Source organism: Bradyrhizobium sp. Y36, assembly GCF_002531575.1.
Lineage (GTDB): Bacteria > Pseudomonadota > Alphaproteobacteria > Rhizobiales > Xanthobacteraceae > Bradyrhizobium.
The window spans coordinates 20,194-38,148 of the sequence record NZ_NWTI01000036.1 but is presented as its reverse complement, the minus strand read 5'-3'; the positions used below and the strand labels follow the sequence as shown (position 1 = coordinate 38,148).

16 protein-coding genes are annotated in these 17,955 nt (G+C 65.4%); 9 read left to right on the top strand and 7 right to left on the bottom strand.

Annotated elements, in window-relative coordinates:
- Window positions 1-113: 113 nt before the first annotated feature.
- The 4 genes from CO669_RS34230 to CO669_RS34215 form a co-directional block, all read right to left on the bottom strand.
- A complete protein-coding gene (locus CO669_RS34230; protein WP_097666931.1) occupies window positions 114-2,228 on the bottom strand; it encodes an acetate--CoA ligase family protein in 2,115 nt (704 codons plus the stop codon).
- 160 nt (window positions 2,229-2,388) lie between these two features.
- Window positions 2,389-3,135 (bottom strand): VOC family protein, encoded by a 747-nt coding sequence (locus CO669_RS34225; RefSeq protein WP_198964405.1) that lies wholly within the window; start codon window positions 3,133-3,135, stop codon window positions 2,389-2,391.
- A 2-nt stretch (window positions 3,136-3,137) separates the two neighbouring features.
- On the bottom strand, window positions 3,138-3,929 hold the full coding sequence (locus CO669_RS34220) for an enoyl-CoA hydratase (RefSeq protein WP_097666928.1): 792 nt from the start codon (window positions 3,927-3,929) through the stop codon (window positions 3,138-3,140).
- Between the two features lie 146 nt (window positions 3,930-4,075).
- Complete coding sequence (locus CO669_RS34215; RefSeq protein ID WP_097666927.1) at window positions 4,076-5,284, bottom strand: ABC transporter substrate-binding protein; 1,209 nt, start codon at window positions 5,282-5,284, stop codon at window positions 4,076-4,078.
- 368 nt (window positions 5,285-5,652) lie between these two features.
- On the opposite strand from CO669_RS34215, the gene CO669_RS34210 reads away from it, so the two are divergent.
- Window positions 5,653-6,423 (top strand): thermonuclease family protein, encoded by a 771-nt coding sequence (locus CO669_RS34210; protein ID WP_097666926.1) that lies wholly within the window; start codon window positions 5,653-5,655, stop codon window positions 6,421-6,423.
- Between the two features lie 36 nt (window positions 6,424-6,459).
- Window positions 6,460-7,950 carry a M48 family metalloprotease gene (locus tag CO669_RS34205; protein WP_143278780.1) on the top strand — a complete coding sequence of 497 codons (1,491 nt, stop codon included), beginning with the start codon at window positions 6,460-6,462 and terminating at the stop codon, window positions 7,948-7,950.
- A 186-nt stretch (window positions 7,951-8,136) separates the two neighbouring features.
- Here the strand turns inward: CO669_RS34205 and CO669_RS34200 are convergent, their stop codons facing one another.
- Complete coding sequence (locus CO669_RS34200) at window positions 8,137-8,538, bottom strand: c-type cytochrome (protein ID WP_097666924.1); 402 nt, start codon at window positions 8,536-8,538, stop codon at window positions 8,137-8,139.
- Window positions 8,539-8,586: 48 nt separating this feature from the next.
- Entirely contained in the window at window positions 8,587-9,939 is a 1,353-nt protein-coding gene (locus tag CO669_RS34195; RefSeq protein ID WP_097666923.1) for an MFS transporter, read from the bottom strand.
- A gap of 180 nt (window positions 9,940-10,119) precedes the next feature.
- On the opposite strand from CO669_RS34195, the gene cyoA reads away from it, so the two are divergent.
- Genes cyoA through CO669_RS34160 form a run of 7 tightly spaced genes read left to right on the top strand, consistent with a single transcriptional unit; the run spans window position 10,120 to window position 17,037 of the window.
- On the top strand, window positions 10,120-11,280 hold the full coding sequence (gene cyoA / locus CO669_RS34190) for a ubiquinol oxidase subunit II (RefSeq protein ID WP_097666922.1): 1,161 nt from the start codon (window positions 10,120-10,122) through the stop codon (window positions 11,278-11,280).
- Window positions 11,281-11,292: 12 nt separating this feature from the next.
- Window positions 11,293-13,290 carry a cytochrome o ubiquinol oxidase subunit I gene (gene cyoB, locus CO669_RS34185; protein ID WP_097666920.1) on the top strand — a complete coding sequence of 666 codons (1,998 nt, stop codon included), beginning with the start codon at window positions 11,293-11,295 and terminating at the stop codon, window positions 13,288-13,290.
- Entirely contained in the window at window positions 13,291-13,920 is a 630-nt protein-coding gene (gene cyoC, locus CO669_RS34180; RefSeq protein WP_097666919.1) for a cytochrome o ubiquinol oxidase subunit III, read from the top strand.
- Window positions 13,917-14,297, top strand: coding sequence for a cytochrome o ubiquinol oxidase subunit IV (gene cyoD / locus CO669_RS34175; protein ID WP_097666918.1), 381 nt, complete (start codon window positions 13,917-13,919; stop codon window positions 14,295-14,297). Before cyoC ends, cyoD begins: the two co-directional genes overlap by 4 nt.
- On the top strand, window positions 14,294-15,145 hold the full coding sequence (locus CO669_RS34170; protein ID WP_097666916.1) for an SURF1 family protein: 852 nt from the start codon (window positions 14,294-14,296) through the stop codon (window positions 15,143-15,145). The genes cyoD and CO669_RS34170 overlap by 4 nt, the downstream gene beginning before the upstream one ends.
- Window positions 15,117-16,514 (top strand): ATP-binding protein, encoded by a 1,398-nt coding sequence (locus tag CO669_RS34165; protein ID WP_097666914.1) that lies wholly within the window; start codon window positions 15,117-15,119, stop codon window positions 16,512-16,514. Before CO669_RS34170 ends, CO669_RS34165 begins: the two co-directional genes overlap by 29 nt.
- Window positions 16,504-17,037, top strand: coding sequence for a response regulator transcription factor (locus CO669_RS34160; protein ID WP_097666913.1), 534 nt, complete (start codon window positions 16,504-16,506; stop codon window positions 17,035-17,037). The genes CO669_RS34165 and CO669_RS34160 overlap by 11 nt, the downstream gene beginning before the upstream one ends.
- Before the next feature lie 164 nt (window positions 17,038-17,201).
- Here CO669_RS34160 and CO669_RS34155 read toward each other — a convergent pair whose 3' ends face one another.
- Window positions 17,202-17,906 carry a glutathione S-transferase family protein gene (locus tag CO669_RS34155; RefSeq protein WP_097666912.1) on the bottom strand — a complete coding sequence of 235 codons (705 nt, stop codon included), beginning with the start codon at window positions 17,904-17,906 and terminating at the stop codon, window positions 17,202-17,204.
- Window positions 17,907-17,955: the final 49 nt, after the last annotated feature.

The window sequence follows — 17,955 nt, the reverse complement described above, 5'->3', positions numbered from 1 at the left end:
TGGATGCAAGCGACCCGGTCAAACCTCACTAAGCTCTTGTGCCACGGGGGCCGTCCACATATGGGTCCCGGGTTCGCTTCGCGCCCCGGGACGACAGCGGAATGTGTCGTTGCCTATTTCCTTCCCACCACCAGCGCATCGACGATCGTCGCGCCCTGCCCCTCGGGATGCACCAGCACCGGGTTGAGCTCGATCTCCGCGATCTCGTGAGCATGTCGTGCGGCAAGCACAGAGATATCCGCAATCAGCCGCGCCAGTGCTGCGATATCCGCCTTCGCCGCCCCGCGAAATCCGTTCAGCAATGGCGCGGCCTTCAGGCCCGCCAGCATCGCACCGGCCTCGTCCGCACTCACCGGCGCGGGGCGATAGACGACATCGCGGAACAGCTCCGTGATGATACCGCCGAGACCCACCATCACCATCGGACCAAAGGTCTCATCCGTCATCGTGCCCACGATGATCTCGACGCCCTTCGGCGCCATCGGCCCGACCAGCACGCCCTGGATGTCCGCCTCCGGCCGATGCTTGCGCGCGTTGTTGAGCAGGGCCTCGAATGCGAGGAACGCCTCGCCCTTGGTGGTGATGTTGACGCGAACGCCACCGACCTCGCTCTTGTGGGCGATATCCGGCGACTGGATCTTCATCACCAGCGGAAATCCGGCGCGAGCGACGGCGTCGTCGAGCCGGGCCTTGTCCTTCACCAGCACCTCGTCCGGCAGCGCGATGCCGGCGGTGCGGAGCAGTGCCTTGCTGTCGGCTTCGGACAAGGACGGCGATGACAGATGCGCGGAGAGATCGCGCCGCTGCAGCCGCGTCTCATCCGCAGGCTTCGGCAGCTCGAACCTCGCGTACTCGACCAGCCGCCGCATCGCGACGCCGACATGGGTCAGGCCCGAGAGCACCACGACACCTGATTTCGCAAGCTCGCGCCGCGCGAAGTCGGACGGCACGGTGTAGGAATAGAACACCACCGGCTTGTGCTGCGCGGACAGCACCGGCGCCAGCTCCTCTTCCTTGAACGGCTTGCGCACCTCGCTCGACAGCGACAGCACGACCAGGATCGCATCGACCTCGTCGGATGCCGTGAGCACGTCGACGCTCTTCTGCAAGCCGCCTGAGGTAACGCCCTGCGCGGTGACGTCGATCGGGTTTCGCGCCGTGCCATAGGACGGCATCAACTGCTTGATCCCCGCCTGGACGGACTCGGACAGCTCCGGCACCTGCAGGCCCTGCAGCGCCACGGCGTCGGCGCCCCAGATGCCGGCGCCGCCGGAGACGGTGACGACGGCAACCCGATCGCCCCTCGGCAGCGGATTGCTGGCCAGCACCGCCGCGATCGTCAGCGCCTCGTCCAGATCGTTGGAGACGATGAAGCCGTATTTCGCAAACACCGCGTCATAGGCCGCCGACCAGCCGGCCATGCTCGCGGTGTGCGAGGCCGCGGCGCGCTGGCCTGCGCCGGAGCGGCCGACCTTGGTGACGATGACGGGCTTCTTCACCTCCGCAGCGCGGCGTGCAGCGGCGAGGAATTTATCGACGTCGCGAATGCCTTCGATGAAGAGCAGGATCACGTCGGTCGAGGCATCCTGCACCAGATAGTCCAGGAACTCGCCGGCGCCGAGGTCGGATTCATTGCCGGCGCTGACGACATAGCTGACGGCGACGCCGAGCGCCCGCGCGCGATGATAGTAGGCAAAGCCGATGCCACCGCTCTGCGCGACGATGCCGATCCGCCTCATTGTCGCAACCAGCGGCACGGCGCCCGGCTTGACGTCCACAGCGGGACTGAAGGTCGCCGCCACGCGCTGCGCCTGACTGAAGAAGCCTTCGGCGTTCGGGCCGGAGATCCGCATCCCCGTGCGTTTCGCCAGCGCCGCGATCGCATCCTGCATCGCCGCGCTGTCGCCGCCCTCCTCGGCAAAGCCGGAGGAGATGATCACCGCATTCCTGACGCCGGCGGCGGCGCATTGCTCGAGCGCCGCCAGCACCGCGCGGGCGGGGATGATGACGACGGCAAGATCGATCGGCGCGCCGATCTCCGCGATCGATTTGTAGCAGGCGAGCCCGTCGATATCCGCGTAATTCGGGTTCACCGGGTAGATCTTCCCGGGGTACTCGTTCTTGCGCAGCATCGACAGCAGCCGCCCCGGGATCTTCTCGTGATCGCGCGAGGCGCCGATCAGGGCGATGCTGGCGGGCGCGAAGAAGCTGTCGAGCGGATGCGGCATGCTGGAACCCTGCTCCTATCGTTATCCGTCATCGTGAGGTGCGCGGTGCACAGCACCGTGCGGGGAGCCTCGCAGGATGAGCGGCCCGGTCGGCGGCCCTCGCCCTTCGAGGCTCGCCGAAGAGGCGAGCACCTCAGGGTGACCGATAAGGATCGAGGGATCAACTCAGCCGGAACGTCACCCCGCCCAGCAGGAACTCGTTGCCGGCCACCGCGAGCCCCTTCGCCTTCGCCGCATGCAGCACGCTGGCAGGATCGACCACCCGAAACTCGAGCGCGCTCATGATCTCGCTGGCGCCCTTGACGAAGCGGAAGGTGGCGTTCGGCAGCTTCAGCTCGGAGCCATCAGCCGCCACCCCGATGATCTTCCCCCAATGCTCCGCCAGCTCTTTCGGGTCCGGGCTCTGCATCTCCACCGCGACAAGCGCCTGCGTCACATCCTTGCGGATGGACTTCTGCCAGTCCGGTCCCGCCGGCGGATATGGTCCCAGAATATCGTCGCTGCCGTCGGTGTGGTTGAACTCGATGAAGGCGGCGCGGCAGTCGCGGGGGTGGAGCTGCACGCCGTGATAGGGCGCGTGGTCGATGACGTTGGCGGTACGCACGCCCATCGCATTGGCATGGCGGCCGCGCTCGTCGGGATCGTCGCAGCAGAAGATCGCCATGTAGCCGCCGCGGCCGCCGGTCTTCTCGATGAAGCGGCCGGCCGTGGTGCCGTCCTGGAAGGGCGCGACGACCTCCAGCAGAATCGTGTCGACCGGAAGCAGCGCGTTCTCCAGGCCGTATTTGGCGACATTGCCGTCACGGTAGCAGACGGAAAGGCCCATGATCTCCGCGATGTCGGAGATGACGGGCGCCAGCTGCGGCGCGACCAGGCATATCTGCCGCAGCCGTAGATAGGGCGCCATGGTCATGCGCCCTTGAAGGTCGGCTTGCGCTTCTCGACGAAGGCCTTGGCGGCCTCCTTGTGGTCCTCGGTGTCGCCGCAGCGGGTGTGATGGATCGCCTCGCCGTCGAAGCAGTCTTCCAGCGGCAGATGCTCGGCGTTGTTGATGTTGCGCTTGATGAAGCCGAGCGCGATCGACGGCCCCTGCGCCAGCGACAGAGCGAGGTCGTGCGCGGCAGCATCGATCTCGGCGTCGGGCACCACCTTGGTCACCATGCCGATCGCGTGGGCTTCCTTTGCGGTCAGCACCGGCGACATCAGATAGAGCTCGCGCGCCCGCGCGCTGCCGAGCAACTGGGTCAGGAAATAGGTGCCGCCATAGTCGCCGGAGAAGCCGACCTTGGCGAAAGCGGTGGTGATCTTGCAGGATTCGGATGCGATGCGCAGGTCGCAAGACAGCGCCATCGACAGGCCCGCGCCGGCCGCGGCACCGTCGAGCTGCGCCACCACAGGCTTCGGCATCTGGTGCAGGATGCGCGAGACCTCCATGCCGCGGCGGAGGTTCGCCAGCTTCTGCTCGAACGGCAGCGGCGCGCGGCCGGCCGCCATCGACTTGACGTCGCCGCCGACGCAGAACGAGCCGCCGGCGCCCTTGAACAGCACCGCCCGCACCTCGGCATCGTCAGCCGCCCGGCGCGCGGCTTCGACCAGCCCGGCCACCATCTCGGGATTGAGCGCGTTCTTCCGCTCCGGCCGGTTCATCGTGATGGTGAGCAGCCCCCCTTCGAGCTTCTGCAGGACCATGTCGTTGCTCACAGGCCGTCTCCCTTGTTGTTTTGTATTTTCGTCGTTCCGGGGCGATGCAACGCTCCGAACTCAGGTGCGCAATTGCGCACCTGAGAACCTCGAGATCCCGGGCTCGCTTCGCGCCCCGGGATGACGTCGCGACTTATGTCACGACGTCACTTCTTCACTAGCGGGCAGCGCGACTGCTCCAGCGACTGGAACGCTTCGCCGCCGGGCACGGTGGCGAGCAGCTTGTAATCGTCCCAGCGGCCCTTGGACTCCGACGGCTTCTTCACCTCGAACAGATACATGTCGTGGATCATGCGGCCGTCGTCGCGGATCTTGCCGTTCTTGGCGAAGAAGTCGTTGATCGGCGTTTCCTTCATGATCTTCATCACCGCCGCGGCATCGGTCGTGCCGGCCGCCTTCACCGCCTTCAGGTAATGCGTGACGGAGGAATAGACGCCGGCCTGCGCCGAGGTCGGCGGCCGCTTCACGCGCTCCTGGAAGCGCTTGGAGAAGGCGCGCGTTTCGTCATTCATGTCCCAGTAGAAGGCTTCGGCCAGCAGCAGGCCCTGCGCGGTTTCGAGCCCGATTGAGTCGATGTCGGTGACGAAGGCGAGCAGCGGCGAGACCTTCTGGCCGCCCTTGGTGATGCCGAACTCGGCCGCCTGCTTGATGGCGTTGACGGTGTCGCCGCCGGCATTGGCAAGGCCGATCACCTTGGCCTTGGAGGCCTGGGCCTGCAGCAGGAACGACGAGAAATCCGAGGTGTTGAGCGGATGGCGCACGCTGCCCAGCACCTTGCCGCCGGTCTTGGTGACGACGGCACTGGTGTCCTTTTCCAGATCCTGGCCGAAGGCGTAATCGGCGGTCAGGAAGAACCAGCTGTCGAGGCCCGTCTTCACGGCCGCAAGGCCGGTCACGTTGGCCTGGCCATAGGTGTCGAACACGTAGTGAATGGTGTAGGGACCGCAGGCCTCGTTGCTGAGACGGATCGAGCCCGGACCGTTGAACATGATGATCTTGTTGCGCGCCTTGGCGATCTCGCCCGCGGCGAGCGCGGTCGCGGAGGCCGCGACGTCATAGATCATCTCGACGCCCTGATTGTCGAGCATGTCGCGGGCGATGTTGCCGGAGAGGTCGGCCTTGTTCTGATGGTCGGCCGCCAGCACCTGGATCTTGCGCCCGAGCACCTCGCCGCCGAAATCCTCCACCGCCATCTTGGCCGCGGTCTCGCTGCCGGGGCCGGTAATGTCGGCATAGAGGCTCGACATGTCGAGGATGCCGCCGATCTTCAGCGGCGGCTTGTCCTGGGCCTGCGCGGCGGCGCTCGCACTGAGGGCAAACGACGCGGCAAAAATGCCCGATAAAATTCTCTTCATCGAAAAAGACCTCCCGTTATCGCGCCGTACTCTGATGGCGGCTTGGTTGTTGCTCTTGGCGATCGTTGTTGGCAATCGCTGTTGCCGCAATCATGCCGCATGCGCAAGAGCGCAGCAAGCGCGAGGCGCGTTGCGCGCATGAATGCCGCGGATGTTTTCCGCAAAGCGGAATGGTGGAATGACGCAAGATTTTTCCGCGCGTCATTGCGAGTGTGTGAAACAACGGTGCAGCTCCACACGCTCTGCCGTAGGCCGCATGCGATTGGCAAAGACGCGGGCACGCTTCGCTTTGCCCACCCTACGGCCCCCCTTCGCCGTTCGCCACGTTTGGGTTAGAACGATCGCACAACGCAACCTCTCCGGGTCACGTGACGCGACTGTTTCACCTCATCGCCGCATTCGTTCTCCTCGCGGGCCGCGCTGCGCTCGCGAGCCCGTGCCAGTTCGAGTCGCAGGGCGAGGGCCGCGTCGCCGCCATCGTCGATGCGCGCAGCGTCCGTCTCGATGACGGCCGCGAAATCCGTCTCAGCGGGATCGAGGCCACGGCGAACACCCAACAGGCGCTGACCTCGCTGCTCGCCGGCCGCGACGTCACGCTGCACGGCACCGACGACACGCCGGACCGCTACGGCCGCCAGGGCGCGCTGGTCTTCATCGGCGCGAGCGAGGCCTCCGTTCAGGCCATGCTGCTGGCCCAGGGCGACGCCCTGGTCTCCGCCGAGATCACGGACAAGGACTGCGCTGCCGCCCTGATGGCGTCGGAGGCCGAGGCACGGCGCCAAAAAATGGGCAACTGGGCTGACCCGTCGGCCATAAAAAACACGGAAAGTCCGGACGATATTTTGGCGGGGATCGGGCGCTTTGTGGTGGTCGAGGGTAAAGTCCTGTCGGTCCGGCAAGCTGGGGCAATGACCTACCTCAACTTCGGGCGAAACTGGACACGGGGCTTCGCCGCGACTATTTCAAAGCGCGCGTTACCGGCGTTCGAAAGCGCCGGGATAACCCCTAAGTCCTTGGAAAATAAGCGTATTCGTATCCGGGGCTGGGTTGAAGGAAGTACGGGACCGCGGATCGATGTGCGGCTCGTGGGACAGGTCGAGTTGCTGGGCGCACACGAGCCGACAGGGGTAAGGCCCTAGAGAAGGGCCAGGCACGGGTTAAGCGACGTGAATGGGGTGCTAGAACGGCACGTACGGAACGAACGCCGCCGCCTGCGGGCGGCGCCGGCCGCGCTGTGCCTCGTGCTGGGCACGGCGCTGGCGGGCTGCGGCGACATGGGCCGGTTCCAGACCGCCGCCGTCCCGGCGACCGTCGCCATGCCGAAGCCGAAGCCGGCCGTCGCCCAGACCCCCGCCACCGAGAAGGAGCACGAGCGCATCCTGGCGAGCTATGGCGGCACCTATGACGACCCCAGGCTCGAATCACTCGTCAGCAAGACCGTCGACCGGCTCGTCGCGGCGTCCGACCGTCCCGACCAGGGCTACAAGGTCACCATCCTCAATTCCGGCGCGGTGAACGCCTTCGCGCTCCCGAACGGCCAGCTCTATGTCACGCGTGGCCTGCTCGCGCTCGCCAGCGACACCTCGGAACTGTCCTCCGTGCTCAGCCACGAGATGGCGCATGTGCTGTCCAAGCACGCCGCGATGCGCGAGGACCAGGCGCGCCAGGCCGCGATCGTCACCCGCGTCGTCACCGACATGAGCAACGACCCCGACCTCACCGCGCTCGCGCTGGCCAAGACCAAGCTCACCATGGCGAGCTTTTCGCGCAAGCAGGAGTTCGAGGCCGACGGCATCGGGGTCGGCATCTCCGCCAAGGCGCATTTCGACCCTTATGGTGCGGCCCGCTTCCTCTCGGCGATGGAACGCAATGCCGAGCTGAAGGCCGGCAAGAGCTCGCTCGATCCGCGCGCGCAGGATTTCACCTCGTCGCATCCGGCGACCCCGGAGCGCGTGCAGAACGCGCAGAATATCGCGCGGCAATACACTGCGCCCGAAGGCGCCGAGCGCGACCGCGAGAGCTATCTCGCGGCGATCGACAACCTCGTCTACGGCGAAGATCCCAGCGAAGGTTTCGTGCGTGGCCGCCGTTTCCTGCATCCGAAGCTCGGCTTCACCTTCCAGGCGCCGGACAATTTCACGCTCGACAACACCGCCCAGGCCGTGATCGGCGTGCGCGAAGGCGGCGCGCAGGCGATGCGCTTCGACGTGGTGCGCGTGCCGGCCGAGCAATCGCTCGGCGACTACCTCAATTCGGGCTGGATGGAGGGCGTCGAGAAGGCGTCCACCGAAGATATCAACATCAACGGCTTCCCGGCCGCGTCCGCCACCGCCAAGGGCGACCAGTGGCAGTTCAAGGTGTACGCGCTGCGTTTCGGCAGCGACGTCTACCGCTTCATCTTCGCGACGCGGCAGAAGTCGACCGAGAGCGAGCGCAATGCGCGCGAGACCGTGAATTCATTCCGCCGCCTGACCCTCGACGAGATCCAGGCCGCCCGGCCGCTGCGCATCAAGGTCATCACCGTGCAGCCCGGCGACACCGTGGAATCGCTCTCCCACCGCATGGCCGGCGTCGATCATCCCGCCGAGCGTTTTCGCGTGCTGAACGGACTCGATCGCACCGCGCAGGTCAAGGTGCGCGACCGCGTGAAGATCGTGGCGGACTGACGCGCGGGAAGCGCGCGTCATCCCGGGGCGCGCTTAGCGCGAACCCGGGATCTCGATCGAGAAAGAAGTGCCGTAGGGTGGGCAAAGGCGCATCGCGCCGTGCCCACCATCTCTCAATGATGGCACGAGGTCGTGGGCACGGCGCTTACGCGCCTTTGCCCACCCTGCGCGAGCTGTTCTGCCGCCCTACCGCGCCTTCGCCTTCAGATACGCGATGATATCCGCGCGGTCCTGCGCGTCGGGCACATCGAAGAACATCTTCGTCTCGGGCACCATGGCCTGCGGCTCCGCCAGCCATTTGTCGAGGTTTTCTTCGGTCCAGACGATTCCCGATGCCTTCAGGTCGGGCGAATAGTCATAGCCGGGAACGCTGCCCGCCTTGCGTCCGACCACGCCCCTGTGCATCGGGCCGACCGCATTCTCGTTGATCGAATGACAATCCGCGCAGCCCTTGTAGAGCGTCTGACCGCGCGCGACGTCACCGCTGGCATGGGCCAGCCCGCTCGCGCCGGCAATCGTAATGGCGATCGCCGCGAGGACCGAGCGTGCAGAGCTTCGCGAAGGGACGGAACCGGGCCGGGCGTTCATGGCATCTCCTGCTTGCATGACCGCAAACAGGATCGCCCGGCCGAAGATTTATTCCTGCCCGCGGGACGTGGCTTGTGTGCCCGCGTCCATGTCGCCGGCCTCGCGCTGGCCGCTGAGCCAGAGTGCGAGCAGCGTCCAGAACGCGCCCGAGAGCAGATACGCACCCGAGGCGATGACGCCGAGATTGGTGGCGAGCAGCAGCGCGACCAGCGGCGCGAAGCCGGCGCCGAACAGCCAGGCCATGTCCGAGGTCAGCGCTGACGCTGTGTAGCGGTAGGCCTGCTTGAAGTTCGAGGCGATCGCGCCGGAGGACTGGCCGAACGACAGGCCGAGCAGGATGAAGCCGATCACCATGTAGATGGTCTCGCCGAACGCGCCGGCGTCGAGCAACTGCGGGGCAAAGCCGCTATAGATCGCGATCGCGATCGCCGATCCCATCAGCAGCGATTTGCGTCCCACGCGGTCGGCGATGATGCCGGAGGCCACGATCGCGCCGACGCCGAACACGGCGGCGACGATCTCGATGATGAGGAAGCGCACCGGGCTTTCGCGGGTGAACAGGAACACCCAGGACAGCGGAAACACGGTGACCATGTGGAACAGCGCAAAGCTCGCCAGCGGCGCGAACGCACCGAGCATGATGTTCTGGCCTTCGCGGGCCACCGTCTCGGAAATGCGCGCCGGCTGCAATTCGCGCGTCTCGAACAGCGAGGAATATTCCTCCGTCGTCACCATGCGCAGGCGCGCGAACAGCGCCACGACGTTGATGGCGAATGCGACGAAGAACGGATAGCGCCAGCCCCAGTCGAAGAAATCCTCGGCCGAGAGGTTGCCGGCGAAATAAGCGAACAGCGCGCTCGCCACGATCAGGCCCAGCGGCGCTCCGAGCTGCGGCACCATCGCGTACCAGCCGCGCTGCGAGGCCGGCGCGTTCAGCGCCAGCAGCGAAGCCATGCCGTCCCAGGCACCGCCCCAGGCCAGACCCTGCGCGATACGCGCCAGCGCCAGCAACCAGATCGCGGCGACGCCGATGTCGTGATAGCCGGGCAGGAACGCGAGTGCCACGGTGGCGGTGCCGAGCAGGAACAGCGCCGAAATCAGCTTGGCAGTCTTGCCGTAGGCACGGTCGACCGTCATGAAAATGACGGTGCCGATCGGCCGGGCCATGAAGGCCAGCGCGAAGATCATGAAAGAATAGAGGGTGCCGGTCAGCTCGCTCGCGAACGGGAACACCAGACGCGGGAACACGATCACCGAGGCAATCGCGAAGACGAAGAAGTCGAAGAACTCCGAGGTGCGGCCGATGATGACGCCGATGGCGATCTCGCCGGGACTGGCCTGGTCATGGCCGTGCTCGCCCGAGTGGAGATCTGCCATTGCGGGGGTCTGTGCCGTCGCCATTCGTGCGCCCTTAACGTCCTGAAAACAAAGCCGACCGCCCGGCGGGGCGCCAGGCAAGCTGACCTTGTCTGACCCAACATTCCGCACTGCAACATTGGACAAATTGTCCAATGTCCGGATTGCTGCGCCGCAGCTACCCGTTGGCCCCGCAAAAGAAACTCATTCTCAAAGGCTCGGCCCGTGTCTCGTCTCAAGATCCTGGCGCTACTACCTCTGGCTGCCGCGCTCAGCGGCTGCGACTACGTCGTGCTGGCGCCAGCCGGCGATATCGCTGCCCAGCAGCGCGACCTCGTCATCATCTCCACCGTCCTGATGCTCCTGATCGTCGTCCCCGTGATGGCGCTGACCGTGCTGTTCGCCTGGCGTTATCGCCAGTCCAACACCGAGGCCCGCTACGAGCCGGAATGGGACCACTCGACCGCGCTCGAGCTGGTGATCTGGTCGGCGCCGCTGTTGATCATCGTCTGCCTGGGCGCGCTGACCTGGATGGGCACGCATCTGCTCGACCCCTATCGCACGCTCGGCCGCATCCATGCCGACCGCGCGGTGGATCAGTCCAAGGCCCCGCTCGAGGTCGACGTCGTCGCGCTCGACTGGAAGTGGCTCTTCATCTACCCGGACTACGGCATCGCCACCGTCAACGAGCTCGCAGCTCCGGTCGATCGTCCGATCAACTTCCGCATCACCGCATCCTCGGTGATGAACTCGTTCTACATCCCCGCGCTCGCCGGCCAGATCTACGCGATGCCGGGCATGGAGACCAAGCTCCACGCCGTCGTCAATCACGCCGGCTCGTACAAGGGCTTTTCGGCGAACTACAGCGGCGCCGGCTTCTCCGGCATGCACTTCAACTTTAGGGGACTCGACGACAAGGGCTTTGACGCCTGGATCGCCAGCGCCAAATCCGCCGGCGGCGCGCTCGGCCGCGCCGAATATCTCCAGCTCGAGAAGCCCAGCCAGAACGAGCCGGTTCGGCGCTGGGGCACCGTCGATGCCGACCTCTACCGCCTGATCCTCAACATGTGCGTCGAGACCGGCAAGATGTGCCAGAGCGAGATGATGGCGATCGACGCCAAGGGCGGCAACGGCCATGAGGGCCTGAACAACACCCTGCCGCTCACCTACGACAAATACGCCCGCCGCGGCGCCCCGCTCGGGCCCGAGCCGGCCTTCGTCGCCGGCACCTGCACGCCGGATGCGCCGCAGGGACAGACCACGGCGTCGATCAAGGCTCCGATCGACATTGCGCCGCTCACCGGCGCCGGCCTGAAGCGGCCGACCTTCGCACCGCTGAAGTCCTCGTCCTTCTTCCTCGGACTGCGTCCGAAGTCAGATTCCTAAAGAGATCCCCGCATGTCTCCTGATCTTCTCAAGTTCATCTTCGGCCGGCTCGGCTTCGAATCTCTGCCGCTGCACGAGCCGATCGTCGTCGGTACTTTCGCCGTGGTCGCGCTCGGCGGCGCCGCGCTGCTCGGCGGTCTCACCTATTTCCGCCTGTGGGGCTATCTCTGGCGCGAATGGTTCACCACGGTGGACCACAAGCGCATCGGCATCATGTACATGATCCTCGGCATCGTGATGCTGCTGCGGGGCTTTGCCGACGCGCTGATGATGCGCGGCCAGCAGATGCTCGCCTTTGGCGGCTCCGAAGGCTATCTCAACGCTCATCACTACGATCAGGTCTTCACCGCCCACGGCGTGATCATGATCTTCTTCGTGGCGATGCCGCTGGTCACCGGCCTGATGAACTACGTCGTGCCGCTGCAGATCGGCGCGCGCGACGTGTCGTTCCCGTTCCTGAACAATTTCAGCTTCTGGATGACGGTCGGCGGCGCGGTGCTGGTGATGGCCTCGCTGTTCATCGGCGAGTTCGCCCGCACCGGCTGGCTGGCTTACCCGCCGCTGTCGAACATCGGCTACAGTCCCGACGTCGGCGTCGACTATTACATCTGGGCGCTGCAGGTCGCCGGCGTCGGAACGACGCTGTCCGGCATCAACCTGATCTGCACCATCGTCAAGCTGCGCTGTCCCGGCATGACCATGATGAAGATGCCGGTGTTCACCTGGACCTCGCTCTGCACCAACGTCCTGATCGTCGCCTCCTTCCCGGTCCTGACCGTCGTGCTCGCCCTGCTCTCGCTCGATCGCTACGTCGGCACCAACTTCTTCACGAACGATTTCGGCGGCAGCCCGATGATGTACGTGAACCTGATCTGGATCTGGGGCCATCCTGAAGTCTACATCCTGGTTCTGCCGGCCTTCGGCATCTTCTCGGAGGTGACCTCGACCTTCTCCGGCAAGCGGCTGTTCGGCTACACCTCGATGGTCTACGCCACGGTCGTCATCACCATCCTGTCGTACCTGGTCTGGCTGCATCACTTCTTCACGATGGGCTCCGGCGCCAGCGTCAACTCGTTCTTCGGCATCACCACGATGATCATCTCGATCCCGACGGGCGCGAAGATGTTCAACTGGCTGTTCACGATGTATCGCGGCCGCATCCGCTACGAATTGCCGATGATGTGGACGATCGCCTTCATGCTGACCTTCGTGATCGGCGGCATGACCGGCGTGCTGCTCGCGGTGCCGCCGGCCGACTTCGTGCTGCACAACAGCCTGTTCCTGATCGCGCACTTCCACAACGTGATCATCGGCGGCGTGGTGTTCGGCGCGTTCGCCGGCATCTCCTACTGGTTCCCGAAGGCGTTCGGCTTCAAGCTCGATCCGTTCTGGGGCAAGATGTCGTTCTGGTTCTGGGTCACCGGCTTCTACCTCGCCTTCATGCCGCTCTACGTGCTCGGCCTGATGGGGGTGACCCGCCGCCTGCGCGTGTTCGACGATCCGTCCCTGCAGATCTGGTTCGTCATCGCCGCCATCGGTGCCTTCCTCGTCCTGCTCGGCATCCTCAGCATGCTGATGCAGTTCGCGGTCAGCTTCCTCAGGCGCGAGCAGCTCAAGGACGTCACCGGCGATCCCTGGGACGCGCGCACGCTGGAATGGGCGACCTCCTCGCCGCCGCCGGATTACAACTTCGCCTTCACCCCCGTCGTTCACGACAATGACGCGTGGTGGGACATGAAGCGCCGTGGCTACCAGCGTCCGCTCACCGGATTCAAGCCGATCCACATGCCCAGCAGCACCGGCACCGGCATCATCCTCGCCGGCCTCGCCACCGCGATGGGCTTCGGCCTGATCTGGTACATGTGGTGGCTGGCCGCATTGAGCTTCGCCGGGCTGCTCGTCGTCGGCATCGGTCACACCTTCAACTATCACCGCGACTTCGACATTCCGGCTGAAGACGTCATCCGGACCGAGGACGCGCGCACCAAACTGCTCGCCGGAGCCAAGTAAATGACTGTCGCCGTCAATCCCTCGCAGACCGGCGAGCCGGTCTTCTACCTCGCCGACGAACATCCGCATCCGGAAGGCTGGAGCACCTCGCTCGGCTTCTGGATCTATCTGATGAGCGACTGTCTCATCTTCGCGATCCTGTTCGCCACCTTCGGCGTGCTCGGCGGCAACTACGCCGCCGGCCCGGCGCCGAAGGACCTGTTCGACCTGAACCTGGTTGCGGTGAACACCTCGATGCTGTTGCTGTCGTCGATCACCTACGGCTTTGCGATGCTGACGATGCAGCAGAACAAGGTCGCGCAGACGCAAGTCTGGCTGGCGATCACCGGCCTGTTCGGCCTCGCCTTCATCGGCATCGAGCTCACCGAGTTCGCCCACATGATCCATGAAGGCGCCACGCCCCAGCGCAGCGCCTTCCTGTCGGCGTTCTTCACCCTGGTCGGCACCCACGGCCTGCACGTCTCCTGCGGCCTGATCTGGCTGGTGACGCTGATGGTACAGGTGCAGAAGTTCGGCCTGATCGAAGCCAACCGCCGCCGCCTGATGTGCCTGTCGATGTTCTGGCATTTCCTCGACGTGGTCTGGATCGGCGTCTTCACCTTCGTCTATCTCCTGGGAGTTCTGCGATGAGCACCGATACCCACGCCGCCCACGCGGACGATCATCACCACCACGACGGCCACGCCCACGGCTCGTTCTCGACCTACATGCTCGGCTTCGTGCTCTCGGTCGTGCTCACCGCGATCCCGTTCTGGCTGGTGATGAGCGGCGCGCTGCCGAGCAAGCAGATCACCGCCCTCGTCATCATGGCCTTCGCGGTCGTGCAGATCGTCGTGCACATGATCTACTTCCTGCACATGAACACGACGTCCGAGAACGGCTGGAGCATGATGGCGCTGATCTTCACCATCGTCATGGTGGTGATCGCGCTGTCGGGTTCGCTGTGGGTGATGAGCCACCTCAACAGCAACATGATGCCGATCCATCAGATGAGCGGAATGAAGTGAGCGAGGCCAGGACCGTGACGAGCACAGCGAGCGGCGCACGCGGCAAGTCCGCGCGCCCCCCGTCCCTGTGGCTCACGGTCCTCTCGCTGACGGCCTTCATCCTTCTGATCGCCCTCGGCGTCTGGCAGATCGAGCGCCGCGCCTGGAAGCTGGCGCTGATCGACCGCGTCGAGCAGCGCGTTCATGCCCCGGCCCAGTCGGCTCCCTCGCCCGCGTCGTGGCCTACAGTCAGCGCTGCGAACGACGAATACCGGCATATCAGCGTCAGCGGCCGCTTCCTGCATGACCGCGAGACGCTGGTCCAGGCCGTGACCGAGGAAGGCCCTGGCTATTGGGTGCTGACGCCGCTTCAGCGCGAAGATGGCACGTTCGTTCTGATCAACCGCGGCTTCGTGCCGTCGGAGCGGCGTGACCCGTCGGCACGGCAGGACGGCAATCCAGACGGTCAGGTCGAGATCACCGGCCTGCTCCGCATCACGGAGCCCAAAGGCGGCTTCCTCCGGAACAACGTGCCGCAGCACAACCGCTGGTACTCGCGGGATGTCGCCGCGATTGCGGCGGCGCGCGGCCTCCAGAACGTCGCACCTTTCTTCGTCGATGCCGATGCCGGATCACAAATGGGCGGCGGGCCAATCGGCGGATTGACCGTGGTGCGCTTTCCCAATAACCACCTGATCTACGCGCTGACCTGGTTCGCCCTGGCCTTCATGCTGGCCGGCAGGCTTTTCGTCACATTCGGCGGCGGGCTGTTCCGCCGCAATCGCTTCGTCCACGAACCGGTCGGTGGCCCAAGCGCCATCGCGCGCAGGACGGGATCAGATGCTGGAGAGATCGTCGAGCAAACCTGACGGCGAAAGAGCGCCTCGCCAAGCGTCTGGCGAGCTGACCGTCACGCTGCAATCGCAGGCGGATGCGCGCAGCGAGCTGATCGGTGCTGCGCCGACCGACGACGAGACCAACCGCAAGAACATGGCGCTGCTGATCCAGCTGCGCTGGACCGCGGTGGTCGGCCAGATCGTGACCATCGGCGGCGTGCATTTCGGGCTCGGCATTCCCTTACCCCTGGAGCGGATGGGCGCGGTGATCGGCGCGCTGGTGCTGCTCAACGTCTCCAGCCTGATCTGGGTGCGCCATCGCGCCGCGATCACCAACAACGAGCTGCTGGTCGCGCTGATGCTGGACGTCGCGGCGCTGACCGCGCAGCTCTACCTCTCCGGCGGCGCCACCAATCCCTTCACCTCGCTGTTCCTGCTGCAGGTGACGCTGGGTGCGGTGCTGCTCGACGCCCGCTCGACCTGGTCGCTGGTGGCGCTGACCTGCGCGAGCTTCGTCTGGCTGACGCTGGCCTACCGCCCGCTCGACCTGCCGCCGAACCCGATCAGCGAGACCTACAGCCTCACCGTAACCGGCATGCTCCTGGGCTTCGTGCTCAACGCCGTGCTGCTCGTCGTGTTCGTCACCCGCATCAACCGGAATTTGCGCGAGCGTGACGCGCATCTTGCGGCGCTGCGCCAGCATGCCGCCGAGCAGGACCACATCGTCCGCATGGGCTTGCTCGCCTCCGGCGCGGCCCATGAGCTCGGCACGCCGCTGGCCTCGCTCTCGGTGATCCTCAGCGACTGGCGCCGCATGCCGGATCTCGCCGCCGACCAAGAGCTCGCCGAGGATCTCACGGAGATGGAGACCTCGCTGCAGCGCTGCAAGTCGATCGTGACCGGCATCCTGGTCTCGGCAGGGGAAGCGCGCGGCGAAGGCTCCTCGCCGACCACCGTGACCGCGTTCGTGACCGCCCTGGTCGACGAATGGCGCGACGCGCGCTCGGCGCGGACGCTCTACTTCGTCAACACGTTCGGCACGGACGTTGCGATCGTCTCCGACATCGCCTTGAAGCAGGTCATCTTCAACGTGCTCGACAACGCCTATGAGGTCTCGCGCGACTGGGTCGAGCTCCTGGCCGAGCGCGAAGGCGACAACCTCGTGCTGTCGATCAGCGATCGCGGCCCGGGCTTTGCCCCGGAGATGCTGGCGCAGCTCGGAAAGCCCTATCAATCGAGCAAGGGCCGCACCGGCGGCGGGCTCGGCCTGTTCCTGGTGGTGAACGTGGTGCGCAAGCTGGGCGGCAGCGTAACCGCCGAGAACCACAGAAAGCGCGGCGCCACGGTGCGCCTGACACTGCCGCTCGCAACGCTGGCGATCGGAGGGAATTTTGACGCCTGACCGTTCGCTCATCGTCGTCGAGGACGATGCCGGCTTTGCGCGCACGCTGAAACGCTCGTTCGAGCGCCGCGGCTACGAGGTCGTGCTCGCCGCCTCGATCGAGGACGTGCGCAAGGCCCTGGAGGAACGGACCTTCGGCCACGCCGTGGTCGATCTCAAGCTCGGCGGCGCCTCCGGCCTGGCCTGCGTCGAGCTGCTGCACACACATGATCCCGACATGCTGATCGTGGTGCTCACCGGCTTTGCCAGCATCTCCACGGCAGTGGAGGCGATCAAGCTCGGCGCCTGCCACTATCTCGCAAAACCCTCCAACACCGACGACATCGAAGCCGCCTTCAACAAGGCCGAAGGCAACGCCGAAGTCGCACTCGATGCGCGGCCGACCTCGATCAAGACGCTGGAATGGGAGCGCATCCACCAGACCCTGATCGAGACCGATTTCAACATCTCGGAGGCGGCAAGGCGGCTCGGCATGCACCGCAGGACGCTCGCACGGAAACTCGAGAAGCGGCCGGTGAAGTAGATCGCCGTCGCATTTGAGAGCATTCCCTGCGGCGATGCTTCAAGACGCCCGCTTTAGGCGGACTCCTCGGGATGAGGACGGGGCGTGCGCGTCGGCCGCCCCAGAAGTCGTATGCGACAGCTCTCGGGCAATGAGGAGGAGCACGTCGAGGCGCCCCTGCTGCCCTATTTCCCGAACCGCGCGATCACATCGGCTAGCGCGAGGTGGCCGGCGCACAATCCCGTTCCCGGGTGAGAGCCGCCATTCTCCAAGGCCGTGGCGTAGACCACGGCGGGGTCAGCTTCGAGATGTTCCCGTAGGGCCGCCAGCTTGGGCCAGCGGCGCGGCTCCGCAATGGCGTGGAAGTCGAGCCAGCGTGCTACGCCGACGAACAGCGCGTCGGCGAGGGTCGGCCGCTCCCCGAGCAGGAATTCCCGCGGCTCGACCATCGCTTCGAATTTGTCATGGCGCTCGATGACCCTTCTCGCGCCAAGGGCACGCAGGGCCGACTTCGTGGCGGCATCCATCGTTTCGGTTTCCATCGCGACCCACAGCGGCGCGAAGGCGGCGGTGAAGCCGGTGTTCACGAACGCCATGAGCTGATGCATGCGATCGGCTTGCAGGGACCTGGGATCGAAACTGATGCGCCGTTCGACGTCCCTGGCTTCGAGCCAGGCCGCGATAGCCATGGTTTCCGTCAGCACTTCGCCTTGCTCGGTGATGAACACCGGCGTCTCATGTCGCGGATTGATTCTTGCGTATGACAGATCTCGCATCTCGCCCATCATGTCGACGCGACACAATCGATATGGCTTGCCCAGCCATTCGAGGGCCGCAACGAGTCCCATGGAGCTTCCCATCGGGAAGCCGTAGATTAGAATCGGGTCCATGATTCCTTCTCCGTGATTTCTGATGATCACGCTGCGCAGCGTTGGTGCG